This window comes from Bowmanella denitrificans (genome assembly GCF_039522935.1).
Classification (GTDB): Bacteria; Pseudomonadota; Gammaproteobacteria; order Enterobacterales; family Alteromonadaceae; genus Bowmanella; species Bowmanella denitrificans.
Map to the genome: position 1 here is coordinate 941,046 of NZ_BAAAEI010000006.1, position 15,475 is coordinate 956,520.

16 protein-coding genes are annotated in these 15,475 nt (G+C 49.7%); 5 read left to right on the forward strand and 11 right to left on the reverse strand.

All coding sequences use genetic code 11. The features are described from left to right. Window positions 1–21: 21 nt before the first annotated feature. Window positions 22–1,476, reverse strand: a complete 1,455-nt coding sequence (locus tag ABD028_RS07060; protein WP_343843426.1) for an amidohydrolase family protein — start codon at window positions 1,474–1,476, stop codon at window positions 22–24. Window positions 1,477–1,639: 163 nt separating this feature from the next. On the opposite strand from ABD028_RS07060, the gene ABD028_RS07065 reads away from it, so the two are divergent. Beyond that, window positions 1,640–2,965 (forward strand): LysM peptidoglycan-binding domain-containing protein, encoded by a 1,326-nt coding sequence (locus tag ABD028_RS07065; RefSeq protein WP_343843429.1) that lies wholly within the window; start codon window positions 1,640–1,642, stop codon window positions 2,963–2,965. A gap of 46 nt (window positions 2,966–3,011) precedes the next feature. On the opposite strand, the gene ABD028_RS07070 is transcribed toward ABD028_RS07065, so the two are convergent. After that, window positions 3,012–4,640: a polysaccharide deacetylase family protein gene (locus ABD028_RS07070; RefSeq protein ID WP_343843432.1), complete on the reverse strand. Its 1,629-nt coding sequence runs from the start codon at window positions 4,638–4,640 to the stop codon at window positions 3,012–3,014. A gap of 359 nt (window positions 4,641–4,999) precedes the next feature. On the opposite strand from ABD028_RS07070, the gene ABD028_RS07075 reads away from it, so the two are divergent. Continuing rightward, window positions 5,000–6,172, forward strand: coding sequence for a cellulase family glycosylhydrolase (locus tag ABD028_RS07075; protein ID WP_343843435.1), 1,173 nt, complete (start codon window positions 5,000–5,002; stop codon window positions 6,170–6,172). A gap of 214 nt (window positions 6,173–6,386) precedes the next feature. On the opposite strand, the gene ABD028_RS07080 is transcribed toward ABD028_RS07075, so the two are convergent. The 4 genes from ABD028_RS07080 to ABD028_RS07095 are packed head-to-tail and all read right to left on the reverse strand — an operon-like array spanning window position 6,387 to window position 8,141. Further along, entirely contained in the window at window positions 6,387–6,923 is a 537-nt protein-coding gene (locus ABD028_RS07080; protein ID WP_343843437.1) for a DUF2867 domain-containing protein, read from the reverse strand. Between the two features lie 6 nt (window positions 6,924–6,929). After that, window positions 6,930–7,418: a hypothetical protein gene (locus ABD028_RS07085; RefSeq protein WP_343843439.1), complete on the reverse strand. Its 489-nt coding sequence runs from the start codon at window positions 7,416–7,418 to the stop codon at window positions 6,930–6,932. Window positions 7,419–7,431: 13 nt separating this feature from the next. Next, entirely contained in the window at window positions 7,432–7,887 is a 456-nt protein-coding gene (locus ABD028_RS07090; protein ID WP_343843442.1) for a hypothetical protein, read from the reverse strand. 32 nt (window positions 7,888–7,919) lie between these two features. After that, window positions 7,920–8,141 (reverse strand): hypothetical protein, encoded by a 222-nt coding sequence (locus tag ABD028_RS07095; protein ID WP_343843445.1) that lies wholly within the window; start codon window positions 8,139–8,141, stop codon window positions 7,920–7,922. Window positions 8,142–8,242: 101 nt separating this feature from the next. Here ABD028_RS07095 and ABD028_RS07100 point away from each other — a divergent pair, with 101 nt between their 5' ends. From ABD028_RS07100 to ABD028_RS07110, 3 genes are all read left to right on the forward strand, one after another. Continuing rightward, complete coding sequence (locus ABD028_RS07100; RefSeq protein ID WP_343843448.1) at window positions 8,243–8,764, forward strand: TetR/AcrR family transcriptional regulator; 522 nt, start codon at window positions 8,243–8,245, stop codon at window positions 8,762–8,764. A gap of 384 nt (window positions 8,765–9,148) precedes the next feature. Then, entirely contained in the window at window positions 9,149–9,745 is a 597-nt protein-coding gene (locus tag ABD028_RS07105; protein ID WP_343843451.1) for an outer membrane beta-barrel protein, read from the forward strand. Window positions 9,746–9,753: 8 nt separating this feature from the next. Beyond that, window positions 9,754–10,134, forward strand: a complete 381-nt coding sequence (locus ABD028_RS07110) for a hypothetical protein (protein ID WP_343843454.1) — start codon at window positions 9,754–9,756, stop codon at window positions 10,132–10,134. A 213-nt stretch (window positions 10,135–10,347) separates the two neighbouring features. Here the strand turns inward: ABD028_RS07110 and ABD028_RS07115 are convergent, their stop codons facing one another. From ABD028_RS07115 to ABD028_RS07135, 5 genes are all read right to left on the reverse strand, one after another. Then, complete coding sequence (locus ABD028_RS07115) at window positions 10,348–10,770, reverse strand: alpha/beta fold hydrolase (protein WP_343843457.1); 423 nt, start codon at window positions 10,768–10,770, stop codon at window positions 10,348–10,350. A 2-nt stretch (window positions 10,771–10,772) separates the two neighbouring features. Then, window positions 10,773–12,050, reverse strand: a complete 1,278-nt coding sequence (locus tag ABD028_RS07120; RefSeq protein ID WP_343843459.1) for an O-acetylhomoserine aminocarboxypropyltransferase/cysteine synthase family protein — start codon at window positions 12,048–12,050, stop codon at window positions 10,773–10,775. A 51-nt stretch (window positions 12,051–12,101) separates the two neighbouring features. Further along, window positions 12,102–14,003, reverse strand: coding sequence for a hypothetical protein (locus ABD028_RS07125; RefSeq protein ID WP_343843462.1), 1,902 nt, complete (start codon window positions 14,001–14,003; stop codon window positions 12,102–12,104). A gap of 213 nt (window positions 14,004–14,216) precedes the next feature. Further along, window positions 14,217–14,699, reverse strand: a complete 483-nt coding sequence (locus ABD028_RS07130; protein WP_343843465.1) for a cupin domain-containing protein — start codon at window positions 14,697–14,699, stop codon at window positions 14,217–14,219. A 210-nt stretch (window positions 14,700–14,909) separates the two neighbouring features. Next, a complete protein-coding gene (locus ABD028_RS07135) occupies window positions 14,910–15,464 on the reverse strand; it encodes a cohesin domain-containing protein (protein WP_343843468.1) in 555 nt (184 codons plus the stop codon). Window positions 15,465–15,475 lie beyond the last annotated feature (11 nt).

Sequence of the window (15,475 nt, forward strand, 5' to 3'; positions counted from 1 at the left end):
CCTGTTTTTAATCAAATTCGATTATTGCGCAGCGGCCAGGCTTTGCCTGTCGATGACTTCGCCGTGCAAAATAATCTTGTCCAGACTGTCGTAGGCCTGGATATTCTCAAGTGGATTGGCATTTAACAATAACAGATTGGCCACCTTGCCTGCTTCAATGCTGCCATAGTCCTGGCTAAGGCCAAAAGCGCGGGCATTGTTGATGGTCGCGGCGGCAAGAATATCTTTGAGGCTGATCCCCACCTGATGCATATGCTTGAGTTCATTAAAGGTGGACAACCCAGGCTGGGCCACATAGGTGGGCGAAGACGGCGTGTCCGACGCCAACACCATGGGATGGCCTTTGCTATAAAGGTACTGAATCACCCTTTCGCCCTGCGAAATAGTCTGCTGTTGAATCAGCGCAATCCGCTCTGCCGGTAATCCCTCAAAATCCCTTAACAGTTCCTGTTTAAACCATTGGGCAGGTTCACTGTGATACCAGGTCAGGATATCGCCCGGTACCACCTTAGTGTAGTGACTATCGGCCAAGGCGTTGGGCAACATAATGTTGGTCAGACCGTCCATCACATTAAAGGTCGCCTGGTACGTCATGCCACTTTGCAAAACCTTATCCAATATCTGACGAATAGCATCGGGTATATCCTGTGCTGCCCGATACTGGTTCCAGTTCCACATACCATGGGCCATGATATCCAGCTCTGCATCTACGGCGATTTTTTGCATATCAATGGCGTTAGCATGTGCCATCACCGGCAGATTATATTGTCTGGCGGCCTGCTTCACTCTGGCCAGCAACTCCGCGCTGATATTCGGCCAGTCGCTACGCGTTCCAAAACCGTCTTCAATAAACACTTTTACGCAGCTGGCACCGTCTTCAGCCATTTTTGCAACCACGGCTTCAGGAGTATGCTCGGCTGGATTTAATCCTGCTGGAATAGGTTGCTGCACATCGGCCTGAATAATCATATAACTGAATATTTTGCTGGCCTGCTCAGGGCCGGTAAACACCGTAGGGTAACCGCCCAAAATGGGTGTTGCGCCGCAGTGATAGATATCAGGGTGTTGTGGCTGACGCTTAAAAGTGGCGAGTTGGGCAGCGGATTGCGAAGGGTCCAGCAATTGGGTTACGCCGAAATACAAATAGCTACGCGGCTGCTGGATTTCAAACTGTTGCTGCAGGGTCTTAGGCTCACCATCTGGCAACAGGCCCGGCATTTGTGATACATGCACATGGCTGTCCATCAGGCCGGGGATAAGAAACTGATTGCTCGCATCCAGCCTGATTTCGCCCGGCTTTGCCTGAATCGGCGCGGATGACACCTGTGTAACCCTGCCATTTTCCACCCGCACATAAGCAGACGTCAGTGGCTGTTTTTTTTCTGGTGACAGTACAGTGGCGTTTTCGATCAGCAACGACTGGGCTGATAGTGTCAGTGGCAAAAGACCCATAAGGCCTAAAAAGCGATTTAGCATCTGATTTCCCTTTATTGTTATTTTACTTGATCTTACCCGCGGCCATATTGCCAGCGTTACCAAGCAGTTGTAAGCATGTATTGCACTTTTATTTTGCCTGTTCAGTTTAACGTGACGACCATGCTATAGTCCCGCCTTTGCGATTTTAAAGCGGTAATGGATTTTGTTGTTAATCAAACGCTTAGCTATTTTTATGGGTTCGAGTTGGTTGCTGCTGGGTTGCCAGAGCACAGAAGCACCAGAGGTGCCCGTCAGTGTGAATCAACCTGACACAGAAGTTTATACAGCGCCAGCTGTTGTTGAAAAACCTGAGCCTGCTCCAGTTGCACTGACGCCAGAGCAAGTGGACGATGTGTGGCAACGAATCCGTATGCAACTGCAAATGCCGGTGTCTAAACACCCCAAAGTGCGCGAGCGCATAGATTGGTATCTGCAGCACCCCAACTATATGCAGGTGATCAGTGACCGTGCCGCGCCCTTTTTACTCTATATAGTGGAACAGGTAGAAGCGCGCGACCTGCCCCTTGAATTGGCGCTGATCCCTTTATTTGAGAGTGACTTTAATATCAAGGCTTGTTCTGCCGCCCATGCCTGCGGCCTGTGGCAACTGACGCCGCTACTGGCCAAACATCATGGTATTGAGATTGACTGGTGGTATGACGGCCGTTTGGATGTAGTGCAAGCTACGGATGCGGCACTGAGCTTCTTTGAATACCTGCATGGCCGTTTTGATGGCAACTGGTTACACGCCCTGGCAGCCTATAATGCCGGTGAAGGCAGAGTGGCCCGGGCTATTGAACGTAATAAAGCCAGGGGCAAATCCACCGACTTTTTTGCCCTGGACTTACCCCAGGAAACCCGCCGCTACGTGCCTAAATTACTGGCCGCTGCGGCCCTGCTAAAACATTCCGAAGACTACGGTATGCATTTCCCCGCTATTGCCAATCAAAAAGCACTGAGTAAAGTGGCCTTAGAGTACCCGCTGGATCTGAGCCTGGTGGCAACCCTGACAGGTATCTCCAATCAGCAATTAACGGCTCTGAATCCCGGTCACAAGCGATTTCCGGCAATGGCCAAAGGTGCCAACCATCTGCTGATCCCGGCCGATAAAGAGCGCTTGTTTGCACAGCAACTGGACAACCTGCCGCCCATGCAGAATGTCAACTGGCTGAGGTACCAAATTCAGCCGGGTGACAGTCTGAGTGTGATTGCCCAGCGCTACAAACTGGATATCCAGGACATAAAATTTCTGAACCAGTTAAAATCCAATCATATTCGCGCAGGCCGCACCTTGCTGCTGCCAATTCCGGCAGGTAGCAGTAGCCAGACGCTGGCCACCAATGAACTGCAATATCAGGTGCAAAGCGGCGACAGCTTATGGAAAATAGCCCGCCGTCATGGGGTTAAGACCAACCAGTTAAAACGTTGGAACAATCTGGATACTGACCACATTGCCCCGGGTAAAATTCTGATAATTTACCCGCAATAACCCGCAACACATCCCCGGCCAGGCCGGGGACGGTTCGCTAAAAGGTTCAGGGAGTTGTTTGCTTAAAGCGTACTTTCAGATTGGCATCGGCATTCACCGGTCCCAGGGTAAAGCTATTGGATGAACCTGGATGCGGCTGGATTATCCCATTGACCTCCACATAGTCCACCTCATAGCCTGAGTCGGGCACAAAGCTGAAAATTTGCGTCTGGCCTTCTTCCACCGCCACAGCTGAGGCAGGCGAAACACTGCCGTAATACTCAATCACTGTACCATTGCATGCTTCAATATGGTTCCATGGGCCCCAACTGGCAGCGCCTGGTTCATCACCTTGAGTCCACCATTTGGCTTGCCAGATAGCATTACTGTGAGAGACTCTGCTGCCGCCCACATACACCGATGACGCACTCCAGGCCGGCTCAGTGCATTGATTACCAGGTACTTCGTGAGCAACTACTTCGGCCGACACCTGGTAATACACTGGTCCATTTGGATCTAACGCAACCGGGGTGCGCATCCAGTCCAGTAGTTGGTCATAGCGCACAAACCTGACTTCGGGTTTACTCATGGCATAATCGACAAATTCTGCAATCACTTCCCTACGCATGGCAGCGTCAGGACTGTTGCTGTCATTGTAGTAATCGGTGTGTGCACCAATCATCATCGGTGCCCTGTTACCTGCCAGCCGCACATCCAGGGTATGCTTGAATACCGCCAGCAACTCTTGCTTGTTAAACGGATAGAAATACATCAGGTTATAATCAAAGCCGGTAATCTTGCCAGTGTTCACATCAAACCAGGACACTGCCGCCGCGGCCTTGTCACGTAGTGAATAATTGATGCCATACGCCGCTGCGCTGGCATCATCAGGAACAATAAAAGGGTAAACGGGGATCTCCCAAAACCCTGGGTAAGTACTGATAGGCTCTGAATTCCCCCAGCCCACTTTCACTTCGTTACCAGGGCTACCAAAGTCCAATGTATATGGCCAATTGTGCTGGCCACCATTTTGCCCAAACTGCCAGCCTTCTTCGATACTGCTGTCATAAGTGAAGCCCGCTTGCTGCATGGCTTTAAATGTATTGTCGTTAAACTCCAAAAAGGGCGTACGGAAACCTTTTATCTGGTTAACCGGTACACCTATTCCCGAATTGGGGTTAATCGCCCCTGGCTGTTCATTGGCATCGAAAGGCGCGGAGAGAAATTGCTGACAGTCGTTTATCTGCTGTTGCCAGCCGGCCTCACTGCGGGTGCGCCCGCCAGTGGCATGGGTCATTGTGTGATTGCCAATCTCATGCCCGTCTGTATAGGCTTCGCGCCAGATCTTTTTCACATAGTAGGGACTTTCCACCGTAATGTTGGTGGCATAGCCACATGTCAGGAAAAACGTTACGCGAGCGGGCATACCGTCAAAGGTGCCCGGGTTACCAACGCCGGGCGGGTTGGTACGGTTTTTAAATAGCTCAATCGCCCATTTCATACCGCCTACGCCATTGCCGGCGGCAGGATCACCACTAAAGCCGTTATCATCAAAGCCAAATGAGACAAACATCGGGACTTCCTGGGCAATTAAGCCGCCAGGAGGCGCAACAGAGGGGGCTAGTTGATCGGCAGCTTGCAGGTTCGCGCAGATAGCTGCCCCGGCAAACATCAGTCCTTTCAATATCCTGTTCATTATTAATTCCTAAACAATGAGAGTGAAGACAGTGTCAAACGCATGGTTCAAACATGGTTTGATGAACCACACCGTGATTGGTGGATAATTAACCACCACGTGTTATATTTGAACAAGAAATACTGTTTGTAAATGTAATTTACAAATTAAAAAGAAGAATGAGAAGATGAAAATAATGTTATTAAACATATAGTAACAACAATAAGTCGTTGTTCTTTAATGTTACTTTGCAAGTTATAAATTGGGAAATTTACATATCAATAACACTTAGGATGCTATTCAGCTTTACCCTGAACTGATCTGAATGACACAGATGCCGCGGCTGAATACGTTGTCCAATTTCAGAGGAAGGACTCACTATGTATCGTTACTGTCTTACTTTCGTTTTGACCGCACTGCTTTATTCCGGCGTTAGCTATGCCAGCCCATGTACCAGTGATCTATGGCAAGCCCAGGCCATTTACCTGGGTGGCGACAAGGCAGTATTCAACGATGTCGAATACCAGGCAGCCTGGTGGACGCAGGGGCAGCAACCCGATCCAGACGCCCAATGGGGTGTATGGCGGTTTGTGCAGCAATGTGACACCAGCAATCCCCCGGACCCTGTCGACACTCCAGTACAGCGCCATGGCCAGTTACATGTCTGTGGCAACCAGCTATGTGGTGAAAACAATCAAGTGGTACAGCTGCGAGGCATGAGCACACATGGCTTGCAGTGGTATGGCTGGAATAACTGCGTAACCCCTGCTTCGCTGGATGCCCTGGCTCAGGACTGGCAGGCGGATATCGTCAGAATCTCGCTCTATGTGCAGGAAGGCGGTTATGCCAGCAACCCGGCCGCCTTCACCGCACAGGTGAATACCATTATTGACGAAGTAACGGCCAGAGGAATGTATGCGCTGGTGGACTGGCATCAATTGACGCCGGGCGATCCCAACGCCAATTTACAACTGGCGCAGCAATTTTTCACTGATGTGGTCACTACACATCAGAATAAGATTAATGTGATCTACGATATTGCCAACGAACCCAATAATGTGTCCTGGGCCGCGATTAAATCCTACGCTGAGCAGATGATCCCGCTGATCCGCCAGATAGATGCAGATGCGGTGGTATTGGTAGGTACTCACGGCTGGGCGTCAATGGGGGTGTCTGACGGTGGCTCGCCACAGGATATTATCAACAACCCCATCATGCAGCCCAATATTATGTATGGCTTCCATTTCTATGCGGCTTCGCATCAGCAGGTTTATCGCGATGCGCTGGCTTATGCAGCAGACCATCTGCCGGTATTTGTCACAGAATGGGGTTCACAAACCTATACAGGCGACGGCCAGAATGACTTTGTCAGTGCCCAGTTGTACCTGGATTTAATGAAGCAAAAGAAAATCAGTTGGACCAACTGGAATTATTCGGATGATTTCAGAAGTGGTGCTGTATGGAAAACCGGCACCTGTTCCAGTGGCAATTGGACAGTGAATAGCCTCAAGGAAGCCGGAATTTGGGTGCGGGACAATATCCGCAATCCTTAAAGGCAGGCATAGACTTATCAAAGCATGGAATACAGATTCAACTCATCGTTGCATTGTGTTCCATGCCCACTGAGTGGATGTAACAACCTCATTTTGCGCTGGCCAACTCTGATGCAGCTATGTGATAGGGTAGCAGATCAGGGATTTCTCTGACTGGGCTGGCGGCTGGCCTGCAGCAGTATCAAGCTCAAACCAATTAACGGAATATTGGTGGTTACATGCTATCAAGCGATTGAGCCAGGGTTTTCAATGAGCGGGGCACAATCAGCCGATGCACAGGCGTTACCGGCAACATATAGAGTCGGCCCAGCAAATTATGGGTATGCACTACTGTCGTGGCGTACAACCTGGCCTGATGGCCCATTGCTTGCGCACCCATTGCTTGCACATAAATAGACAAAGTCACTTGCAGATGCTTGTCGTTGTCGCACAGCAGTACCTCATGAAAACGATTGGCTGCCAGGGTGAAGATCCCCACCCGCTCACCAATCTGATAGTCCGTGTCGATGCGCTGGCTATCCAGAGCGCCCAACAGACCTAAGTCTTTCAAACCAAACATGGATACCAGTTTATTACGCACCCACATCAAGCCATCTATCCAGGCGGGAGTCTGTGCGGCCATTTGTAAAAACAAGCTCAGCGCCGACTGGCCCTGATAAGCAATCATGACACTGTGGCAGTCTGCAAACCAAGGCGTTTGCATCTCATCGCGAATCACTGCATCGCTTGGAAGGTTAAGCAAATCCGGCATAGGGGGTTACAGCAATCCTTTAGTCATGGCGCCAATTTTCACTGGCTCCACGGTATGAAAATACAGTTCCCTAACCTGACACAGGTCTTTCCACATCAGGTCATAGCCCTTAGTAAAAGACATGGCGTTTACCCGTTTAAACCAACGCTGACATTCGTCTTCCGTGGCGTCTCTGCGCTCTCCGGCTACCCCTTTCAGCCTTAACGCCGGCCAGTTGTCAAAACGGCCTTTGAGCAACGATTTCAGCCAAAACCAGCGGCCACTGTTTACCGCCAGCACGCAGATATTGGCGTTGTAACGGATATTAACAGGTAGCTGGCGGGTAAACTTTTCAAAGAACAGGCCCTTACCTGGCTCGGTGAGCATCAATGAGCCTATTGGCGTAACGTGGGGTAAGCCGTCCTCCCCTACACTGGCAATAGCATAGTGAGAAGATGAACTGAAACTCTGGGCGAAGATCCGGCGAATCATCGCCCAGTCCTTATGAATATCCATTCTCAAAAAACCTCTATGTTGAGCGCAAGTAAGGCCACTGTTTTATCAGGCCAACACTGTACAAGCAGCCGATCGCCAGACAAATCGACGAACTCACCAGCATAAATACCGGTCGTTCTAACACCTGCTCGAAGAACTTATAATCATCCACCACCACAATAAACAGACCATAAAGTCCGCGAAACAAATACACAAAGCTGATTAAACACATCGCCGTACGCAACAGGGGGAGTGGACGAATCCGTCCAGCGGCGCTAAACGCATAGGCTCCCCAAACACCCAATACCGCACTGATAGCCAGGGTTAACAAGGCAGGGTAACTGCTACCTTGCGCCGCCATCTGCGCCATTTGTTCACCTGCACCAAAGAAGCGGTACCAGTCAGGCCCACCCACAATGACCAGCAAATGAGTAATAGCCGCAAGCAGGCTGGCGCTACCAGCCGCAATTAACAATTTATTATTCTTCATACTACGCATTCTGCTGTTTACCTCATCGCGACTCAACGCTTAGTTTGTATCAAAGCATTTGCGCGGGATTTTTGTTCTTGAATACAAGCAAGGTATGGCTTTACGCCATCTTTCCAGCCCTGGATCAAAAACAACAACATCAGTCCTCCAGGCACCAATACGGCCTTTAAAACCGGGCCGAGAATATAGCTGTAGAAGAACAGGAAGGGCAGAAACAACACATACCCAAGAATACGAATACAGAAATCCTTCATCACTTAACCTTTAAAAATGAGCGCGCTCATTAATGTATTTTGAGCGCGCTCATTTTTCAACTAGAATATGCAAAACCTGCGGTGCCAGACTGGAAGGAAAGATGGACAAGAAGCAGCAAACCCGTAAGCAAATAATGACTGCCGCCTGGCAACTTTTTGCTGAGCAAGGCTATGCACCAACCAGTACCCGGCAGATTGCCAATGCCGCGCAGGTTGCGACCGGAACGGTATTCTCTCACTTCCCCACTAAGTTGGATTTATTAAAAGAAGGCCTGCAGGACAAGCTGGATGCCACGCTGGCAAAAGCCGGGGAAACGGATGTAAAAGCTAACCCTAAAGACAGGCTGCGACATTACGCAAGCTATCTATATGATTTTTACCTTGGGCAACGGGAATTCAGCCGCGAATTGTTCAGGGAATTAATCTGGCAGTGGGATGAGCTGGAAGCAGAGCTGGAGGACTTTAAACATAAGTTGTTCTCCCGCACTCAGTATCATGCTATTGCCGCCAACCTGCTGATGGACTGCTACTTTATGACCCTGCTCGACGGCCTGCATGGTGAACTTAGTGTCAGTGCGATGTTGACCAATCTGGAAGATAAACTGGCACTGATTAATTTATGACGGTTATCAGACCATTTAAAATCGTGTTGGCACAGCGTTTAAGCCGGTGAAGTACATTATCCAGCCTGAAGATAAGGTGTGTTTTATTTCGCCAAATAATCAAGCTGGTTTAGCATGTAACAAGGCCTGACCAACACATTAAATCGCCGCAAAAGATGAAATAATTTGTTACTGAGGTGAATTAGCTGGGTCCTTGCCACCACCATGCCCGCGTGAGATACTCGCTGTGTTTTTTGGCTCGTTGCATGCCGAGAAAGTTGAAATTAAAACAAGGACTGTTTTCATTGGTTTACCTTCAGAACTGCTATCCCTCAACTAAAGAGAGTATAGCTGGCTTCTGCAAACCAAACTGACAGCAGTTTGCCTGAATAAAAGGACTTAGAAATGAAAAAAACATTCCGCACTACACTCCTAAGCTTTACATTATTATCTAGCGTTTTTGTCAGTGCCGAGAATAATTGGTATACCGGTGCATTATATAGCAAACAGGATATTTCAATAACCGGCCGTGATTTTAATACGGCAGGATTACTGGTCGGTTATACCTATAATCAATATTTGTCTTTAGAAGCGCGTCTTGCAAAGGGTACATCCGGTTACTCCAGCTTTTACGGTACGCCTGAGTCCCCTTATGGAAGATATAAAGAAGACATTAACGTTCAGACATCCGCATTGGTTAAGCTTTCCTACCCCATAATAGATGACATTAAGCTATATGGCTTGATTGGCTATAGCAGATCTGAATTAGAGATTAAGGGTACAGGCCAAATCATTGATAGTGAGGGAAATATTACTGGGGAATTTCCTTCCAAGCATAACATATCGGAAAATGGCCTGAGTTATGGTGTAGGCATTAGCTGCCAGGTAAATGACAGTGTTGATCTTTTTATTGACTATCAGGTTCTTCCTGACTTCGAGCCTATGGCTGCTTTTTCCAGGAGCTGGAAGTCGGCTTCACTGGGTATTAATTATCACTTTTAAGGCAGAATATGCATAAATTAACCGGCTTCTTAATACTTTTTTCATCTCCTAATCTACTGCAGGCAGCTGAGTATCATATTCAGGCAAAAATATATGACAACGACAAGCTGATTGGTTCACCGGCATTAATTGTTAAAGCCAACAAGCAGGCCAGCATTGTCGTTGAAGGAAGTTACAGTCTGGATTTGACACTGACAGAAGCGGAAGAGCAATCACTCAATTTGTACACCAACATTAAATATCAAACCGAGAAGTATGAAAGAGAAATCTCTCCTTCATTTACGCTCAGCTACGGAAATGAGGCCCAGTTTAGTGCAGACGGTAAGGTATTTAAATTTGTAGTAAATAATCCGGATAACAAAAAATCGCTGAATCAACCCTCACTATGATATGACTAAAACCTACCCCAATACTCTGATAACCGAAGCAAATCTGGCGCGTTATTCAGAGTTTTCAGCCATGCGATGATATCCATCACTGCCTTTACCCTGCAGAATTGGCAGGGTAACAACAAAAGCCACCATTTAACATCGTGGCTCTTATACCAAGGTAAAAGTCTGGGACTTAAGGTCCCAGGCTATATCATCAACCGACAATTTGAGCTAAAACACTACTACCTGCTCTGGCAAAAGCCGCCACTGCGCGCCGATAGCAATTAATCGCGTGACCCTGCCGGGATGGCTTGCAGCCAGACGATAGGCCACAATACCGCCGTCACTAAAGCCCAGCACGGAATATTGCTCAACACCCAGGTGGTTGAGTAAGGCTTCGGCATCCTGTTGATAACGGGCATAGCTCAGCGGTTGTTGCCCCAGGGTGGAACGACCATGGCCGCGAAAGTCCATGCTGATCAGTTGGTAGTCAGCGGGAATATGGGCCTGCAGGCAGGCCATTTCCCGGCTCGATCCCAAACCGCCGTGCAATATCAGCAAGGCTTTCCCCTGCGGGTTGCCTGCCAGCTCAAAATAAATCCGGCTGCTATCAACTTCCAAATAACGGCCAGACGGATTCTGCGCACAACTCACTGCTATTTACCTACCGCATCCAGCGCCTGAGCCACATCAGCAATAATATCGTCGATATGCTCGATACCTACCGAGATACGGATAAGATCCGCACTGACGCCGGCTTTTTTCAGTTCCTCGTCATTTAACTGGCGATGGGTGGTAGAGGCTGGGTGACAGGCCAGAGATTTGGCATCGCCAATATTGACCAGGCGCAAAATCATTTGCAGCGCGTCGATAAAACGCCCGCCCGCTTCTTTCCCGCCTTTGATGCCAAAGCTCAGAATGCCGGAGGCCTTACCACCAGTGATTTTCTGACAGCTTGCCTGATAGGGGCTGTCAGCTAAACCGGCATAGTTAACCCAGGACACCTGCGGGTGATCAGACAGATAGCGCGCCAGTTGCAGGGCGTTGTCACAATGACGATCCATACGCAGGCCCAGGGTTTCCAGCCCCTGCAGGATTTGGAAGGCATTGAAAGGCGAAATGGCCGCTCCGGTATTACGCAGCGGCACCACGCGACAGCGACCAATATAAGCCGCTGGTCCCAGCGCTTCGGTATACACCACACCGTGGTAAGAAGGGTCGGGTTGGTTCAATAGCGGGAAACGCGCTTTATTGGCCGCCCAGTCAAACTGACCAGAATCGACAATAATACCGCCCACGGCCACACCGTGCCCGCCAATGTACTTGGTCAGAGAATGCACCACAATAGCGGCTCCCTGCTCAATAGGACGGCACAAATAAGGCGTGGCCACGGTGTTGTCCACAATCAGCGGTACGCCATGACGAAGGCCGATTTCAGCCAGTTTCTGTATGTCCACCACGTTACCGGCCGGGTTACCGATAGACTCACAAAACAGCGCTTTGGTGTTTTCATCAATGGCGTCTTCAAAGGCCTGGTAGTCGTCGTGAGAGCACATACGCACTTCGATACCCTGACGCGGGAAGGTATGGGCAAACAGATTGTAGGTACCACCGTAGAGTTGGCTGGTGCTGACAATATTGCTGCCCACCTCACACAAACACTGAATCGCATAAGTAATCGCCGCCATGCCTGAGGCCAGGGCTAAACCACCAATGCCCCCTTCCATGGCTGCCACACGCTGTTCCAGCACGGCCGTGGTTGGATTCATAATACGGGTATAAATATTGCCCTGTACTTTTAAATCAAACAGATCCGCACCATGCTGAGTACTGTCAAAGGTATAAGAGGTGGTCTGATAAATAGGTACGGCAGCCGCCTTGGTGGTGGCTTCAGATTCATAGCCATGGTGCAAGGCCAGGGATTCCAGCTTCATGCATCAACTCCTTGTCGGTTATATATAAACAAAGGGCGACATAGCGCCCTGTTAAGATTTTTGTTGGTCCTGACTGTCATCGGCCGCGGACGGGTCTTCTTCGATACGTCTGAACGCCCCGGCTTCTTCCAGCTTTTGTTGCTTATCGGTATCCAACATCGGGGCGCGAGACGCCTGATTAACCTGGAAAATCGTTTCGGCGTTATGCAGATCTTTTTCATTGGTAATCGATGCGATAGCCTCGCGACCGCGTAGAAAGCCTTTGATTTCTTTGACGATGGTGTCCAGCTCGTCGGTATTTTTTGACAGGCTGAGTACATAACGGGGCATTTCCAGATTACGGGTGCCGCTGGTAGCAAAAGTAGAGGTGGTGATTCTGGAGGTAATGATCCAGGGGGTAATGGAGCTGCGCACCACCACATTCTCTGAGCGGGTGGAATCATGTATGGCCATACCGGTAGAAATTTTGCTCTCTGTATAAGTGCCTTCGGTTTTCATCCACATCAGCAGGCTGGAAAACTGCATTTCCGACCAGAATAAATGCGTGCCTCGCTCGAGAATACGCCCTCCGGCCAGCACCGTTTGCCAACTGAAGAACAGTACCAGCAGCGATGACGCCAGCGGGCCAAACTCCGCCAGCACCGCCATCATTTGGCTGTCGGCCAGCCTGTCCAGATTGGTCAAACGTTCGCTGGCAAAGGCGTAAACCTCGTAAGCACCGCCAATCATAAAGTAGAACAGCAGGGCAGCCACGACAACCAGGGCCTGCCCGACCAGAGTGGACAGCATGCGAAACTGCTTAAATACATTGCTGTATTCCATTTCATGCACTTCGGGCTGTGTTTCAATTAACAACTGGCCGCGAAAGTTGCCCTTGCCCTGGCTTTGTTCCTGCAGCACAGGTTCAAAGCCCTGATAAATGCGATTGGGAATTTCCTTGTAGCGGCGATTGGCCAGTACAATATTTTCGATATTGATAAAAATCTCATTGGGATGCACCGACTCCTGCAGATTCTCTCGAAATTCCGCCACTTCGGTCTTGGGCTGAGCCAGAGTGAAACGCTCGCGGATCATCATGGCTGATGCGGCAATCACCGCCAGACTGATAACAAACAGCAAAGCCAGATTACCCCAGGCACTAAACACCAGCACATTGTCAAACCACAGCGCCAGTTCTTCGCGGGTTGTTGGACTAAACTGGGCATACAAATAGCCCAGCGCTACTGGTATCACTATGGCAATCACCAGTAATTTGGCGATACCGGCGGCATTTTTACTGTGCAACTGACGGTTGCGAACCGACACCAATGACGAGGCCATGGCCCGCCAGGCCATAATCAGATACAACAGCAACATCACCGATAGTATGGGGGTAATCATCGCCCCGGCATCCCCCACCAGACCAGACACTGAAACAAAGTAGGCAACGGCAAAAACCACCAGTGCCATCACTGATGTCACCACCAGACTGCCCAGTTCCTGAACAAAATTACGAATCGGGTAAGGGGTGAAAATCAATCTGGGTAACAGGGTGTGAATGAGTCTGGCCGTCCAACCTATCGGCTCCTTAAAGGTGGAGTTTTTTCGTCCCATCAGCATGGATTCCAACTCTTCTGCCTGGTATTCGGTCACTGCTTTTTCCTGTTGCGCATTTTCCCGTTCACTGGGATTAAAATTTTGCGCCAGGGAAGTGGGCACCGAGCGCCCGACAAAATACTTAAACATCTGGAATAAGCCGATACCAGACTGTTGCAGCCCCCAAATCAGCAGTATCAAGCCAAGACCCGCATTAACCCAGGCCTTGACCATGTCCTGCTTGAGGGCCTCACTAATGCCGAGCAGCGGTACCACCGCCAGTGCACAGATAAGCACACCGCCCATCAGTTTAACGAAGCCTTCGAATTTAAAGGGGTTTTTAATCCCCAGTGTGTTGGCGCCAAAATCGTATGCCATAACCCAGTCTCTTGGTAATGGGTCGGAGTGTCTCCGACGCCCTGTTTAGTCCCTGCTACACTTCATCCGCAGCCAGCTCCAGACAGTACTCAGTTAGAGCTTTGATATCAATAGCTTGGCATAGCTTAAATACGCGAGCATGCGAAACTCGCGGGCTAACCGATAGATCTGCCAATGATGTCACCGCAACATTTGCCAGGTAGCAGCCTAAGGCTAAATTTTGCGCCCGGCCTGCGGATGAACAATAGCCTCAATATCCACCAGATCCCAGGATTGACCCTGATTGCGATAAATGCGCTTTTGTTTATCCGGATAATCCGCCATATCGTGTTCACGGCGCTCCCCCACCACAATGCAACGGAGCATGTCATTGCCATTGTTGTGCAGACTGTGCGCCAGGCCGCCTTTGCGGTAGCCAATAAAATCACCGGGGCCAATGTCATGATATTGCTCACCAATTCTGGCAATACCTTGCCCCTGAAGGACATAGACACATTCATCCTCGTAATAGTGTTTATGGTATTCCGTAGAATCACGACCAGGTGCAATTTCGATCAGATGAAAACCAAAACCAGTGAGACCCGTTAAATCGCCCAGGGATTTATTGGTGCGAACCGCATTGGCATTCAGAAAATGTACCTTTTGCAACCCCTCAAAAGCATCGATATCGGCTTTGCGCAACAAATACTTGTGCATAACGTTTCCTTAATGCTGCTTGGTATTAGCGCACTAGTCTATGCCTGCCTTTCTGCGTCACGCAAGCCTTCGCCGACATGGCCAGACGCGAACAGCGGGATTCTCGCGCTATAGATAAAGGACGTGCAGAAAATCTGCGACTCTATAGAAAAAAGCCCCGCAAAGCGGGGCTTGGACAGACTGCCAAGGGCATGGCAGTTAGGAACAGGTTCAGGCGCGGCGACGGGCGCCCATTAAGCCAAACAAAGCCAAAGCGGCCAGTGCCAAAGAGCCAGGCTCAGGCACGGCGTTGGCATCAGTCACATTAACGGTCAGGCCGTTAAAATCCACGTTCAGGGGCGTGAAGTTCGCGTCCGAGAATGATGCCGTCAGGCTGTCAAACATCAGGCTGAACTGACCGGCAGTCTGGGCCACAAAACTGACGCTGGCCAGCAGCGCATTGCCCGTACCTACCGCTTCCGGCGCAAAAAAATCATCAAAAGCGGTAAATGCCAGGGTCAGCCCAGAGGCGCTGAAGTTCTCATTTAAAAACCAATTCATTCCCGTGTTCAGGTCTGTGCCGGTCAAAGAGCCTCCGGTCAGGGCCGTAGTATCAAACAGCAGGTCAAAGTCAAAGGCACTAACTTCGGCAAAGTCGCTACCGATAATATTCAGTGTGACTGTATCCCCTACCTGATAACTTGTCTGGTCAGTGCTAAGGCTCAGTACGGCAGCCTGGCTATTGGCGGCCAGCAACAGGCCAAATAACGCGATAATTTTTTTCATGATTTTCTCCT

Bases quoted from the DNA above. Each gene is read 5' to 3' on its own strand.
- ABD028_RS07135 (WP_343843468.1), bottom strand. From the start codon at position 15,464: ATGAAAAAAATTATCGCGTTATTTGGCCTGTTGCTGGCCGCCAATAGC.
- ABD028_RS07080 (WP_343843437.1), bottom strand. From the start codon at position 6,923: ATGCCGGATTTGCTTAACCTTCCAAGCGATGCAGTGATTCGCGATGAG.
- ABD028_RS07120 (WP_343843459.1), bottom strand. From the start codon at position 12,050: ATGAAGCTGGAATCCCTGGCCTTGCACCATGGCTATGAATCTGAAGCC.
- ABD028_RS07130 (WP_343843465.1), bottom strand. From the start codon at position 14,699: ATGCACAAGTATTTGTTGCGCAAAGCCGATATCGATGCTTTTGAGGGG.
- ABD028_RS07090 (WP_343843442.1), bottom strand. From the start codon at position 7,887: ATGAAGAATAATAAATTGTTAATTGCGGCTGGTAGCGCCAGCCTGCTT.
- ABD028_RS07075 (WP_343843435.1), top strand. From the start codon at position 5,000: ATGTATCGTTACTGTCTTACTTTCGTTTTGACCGCACTGCTTTATTCC.
- ABD028_RS07125 (WP_343843462.1), bottom strand. From the start codon at position 14,003: ATGGCATACGATTTTGGCGCCAACACACTGGGGATTAAAAACCCCTTT.
- ABD028_RS07060 (WP_343843426.1), bottom strand. From the start codon at position 1,476: ATGCTAAATCGCTTTTTAGGCCTTATGGGTCTTTTGCCACTGACACTA.
- ABD028_RS07105 (WP_343843451.1), top strand. From the start codon at position 9,149: ATGAAAAAAACATTCCGCACTACACTCCTAAGCTTTACATTATTATCT.
- ABD028_RS07095 (WP_343843445.1), bottom strand. From the start codon at position 8,141: ATGAAGGATTTCTGTATTCGTATTCTTGGGTATGTGTTGTTTCTGCCC.
- ABD028_RS07085 (WP_343843439.1), bottom strand. From the start codon at position 7,418: ATGGATATTCATAAGGACTGGGCGATGATTCGCCGGATCTTCGCCCAG.
- ABD028_RS07070 (WP_343843432.1), bottom strand. From the start codon at position 4,640: ATGAACAGGATATTGAAAGGACTGATGTTTGCCGGGGCAGCTATCTGC.
- ABD028_RS07110 (WP_343843454.1), top strand. From the start codon at position 9,754: ATGCATAAATTAACCGGCTTCTTAATACTTTTTTCATCTCCTAATCTA.
- ABD028_RS07100 (WP_343843448.1), top strand. From the start codon at position 8,243: ATGGACAAGAAGCAGCAAACCCGTAAGCAAATAATGACTGCCGCCTGG.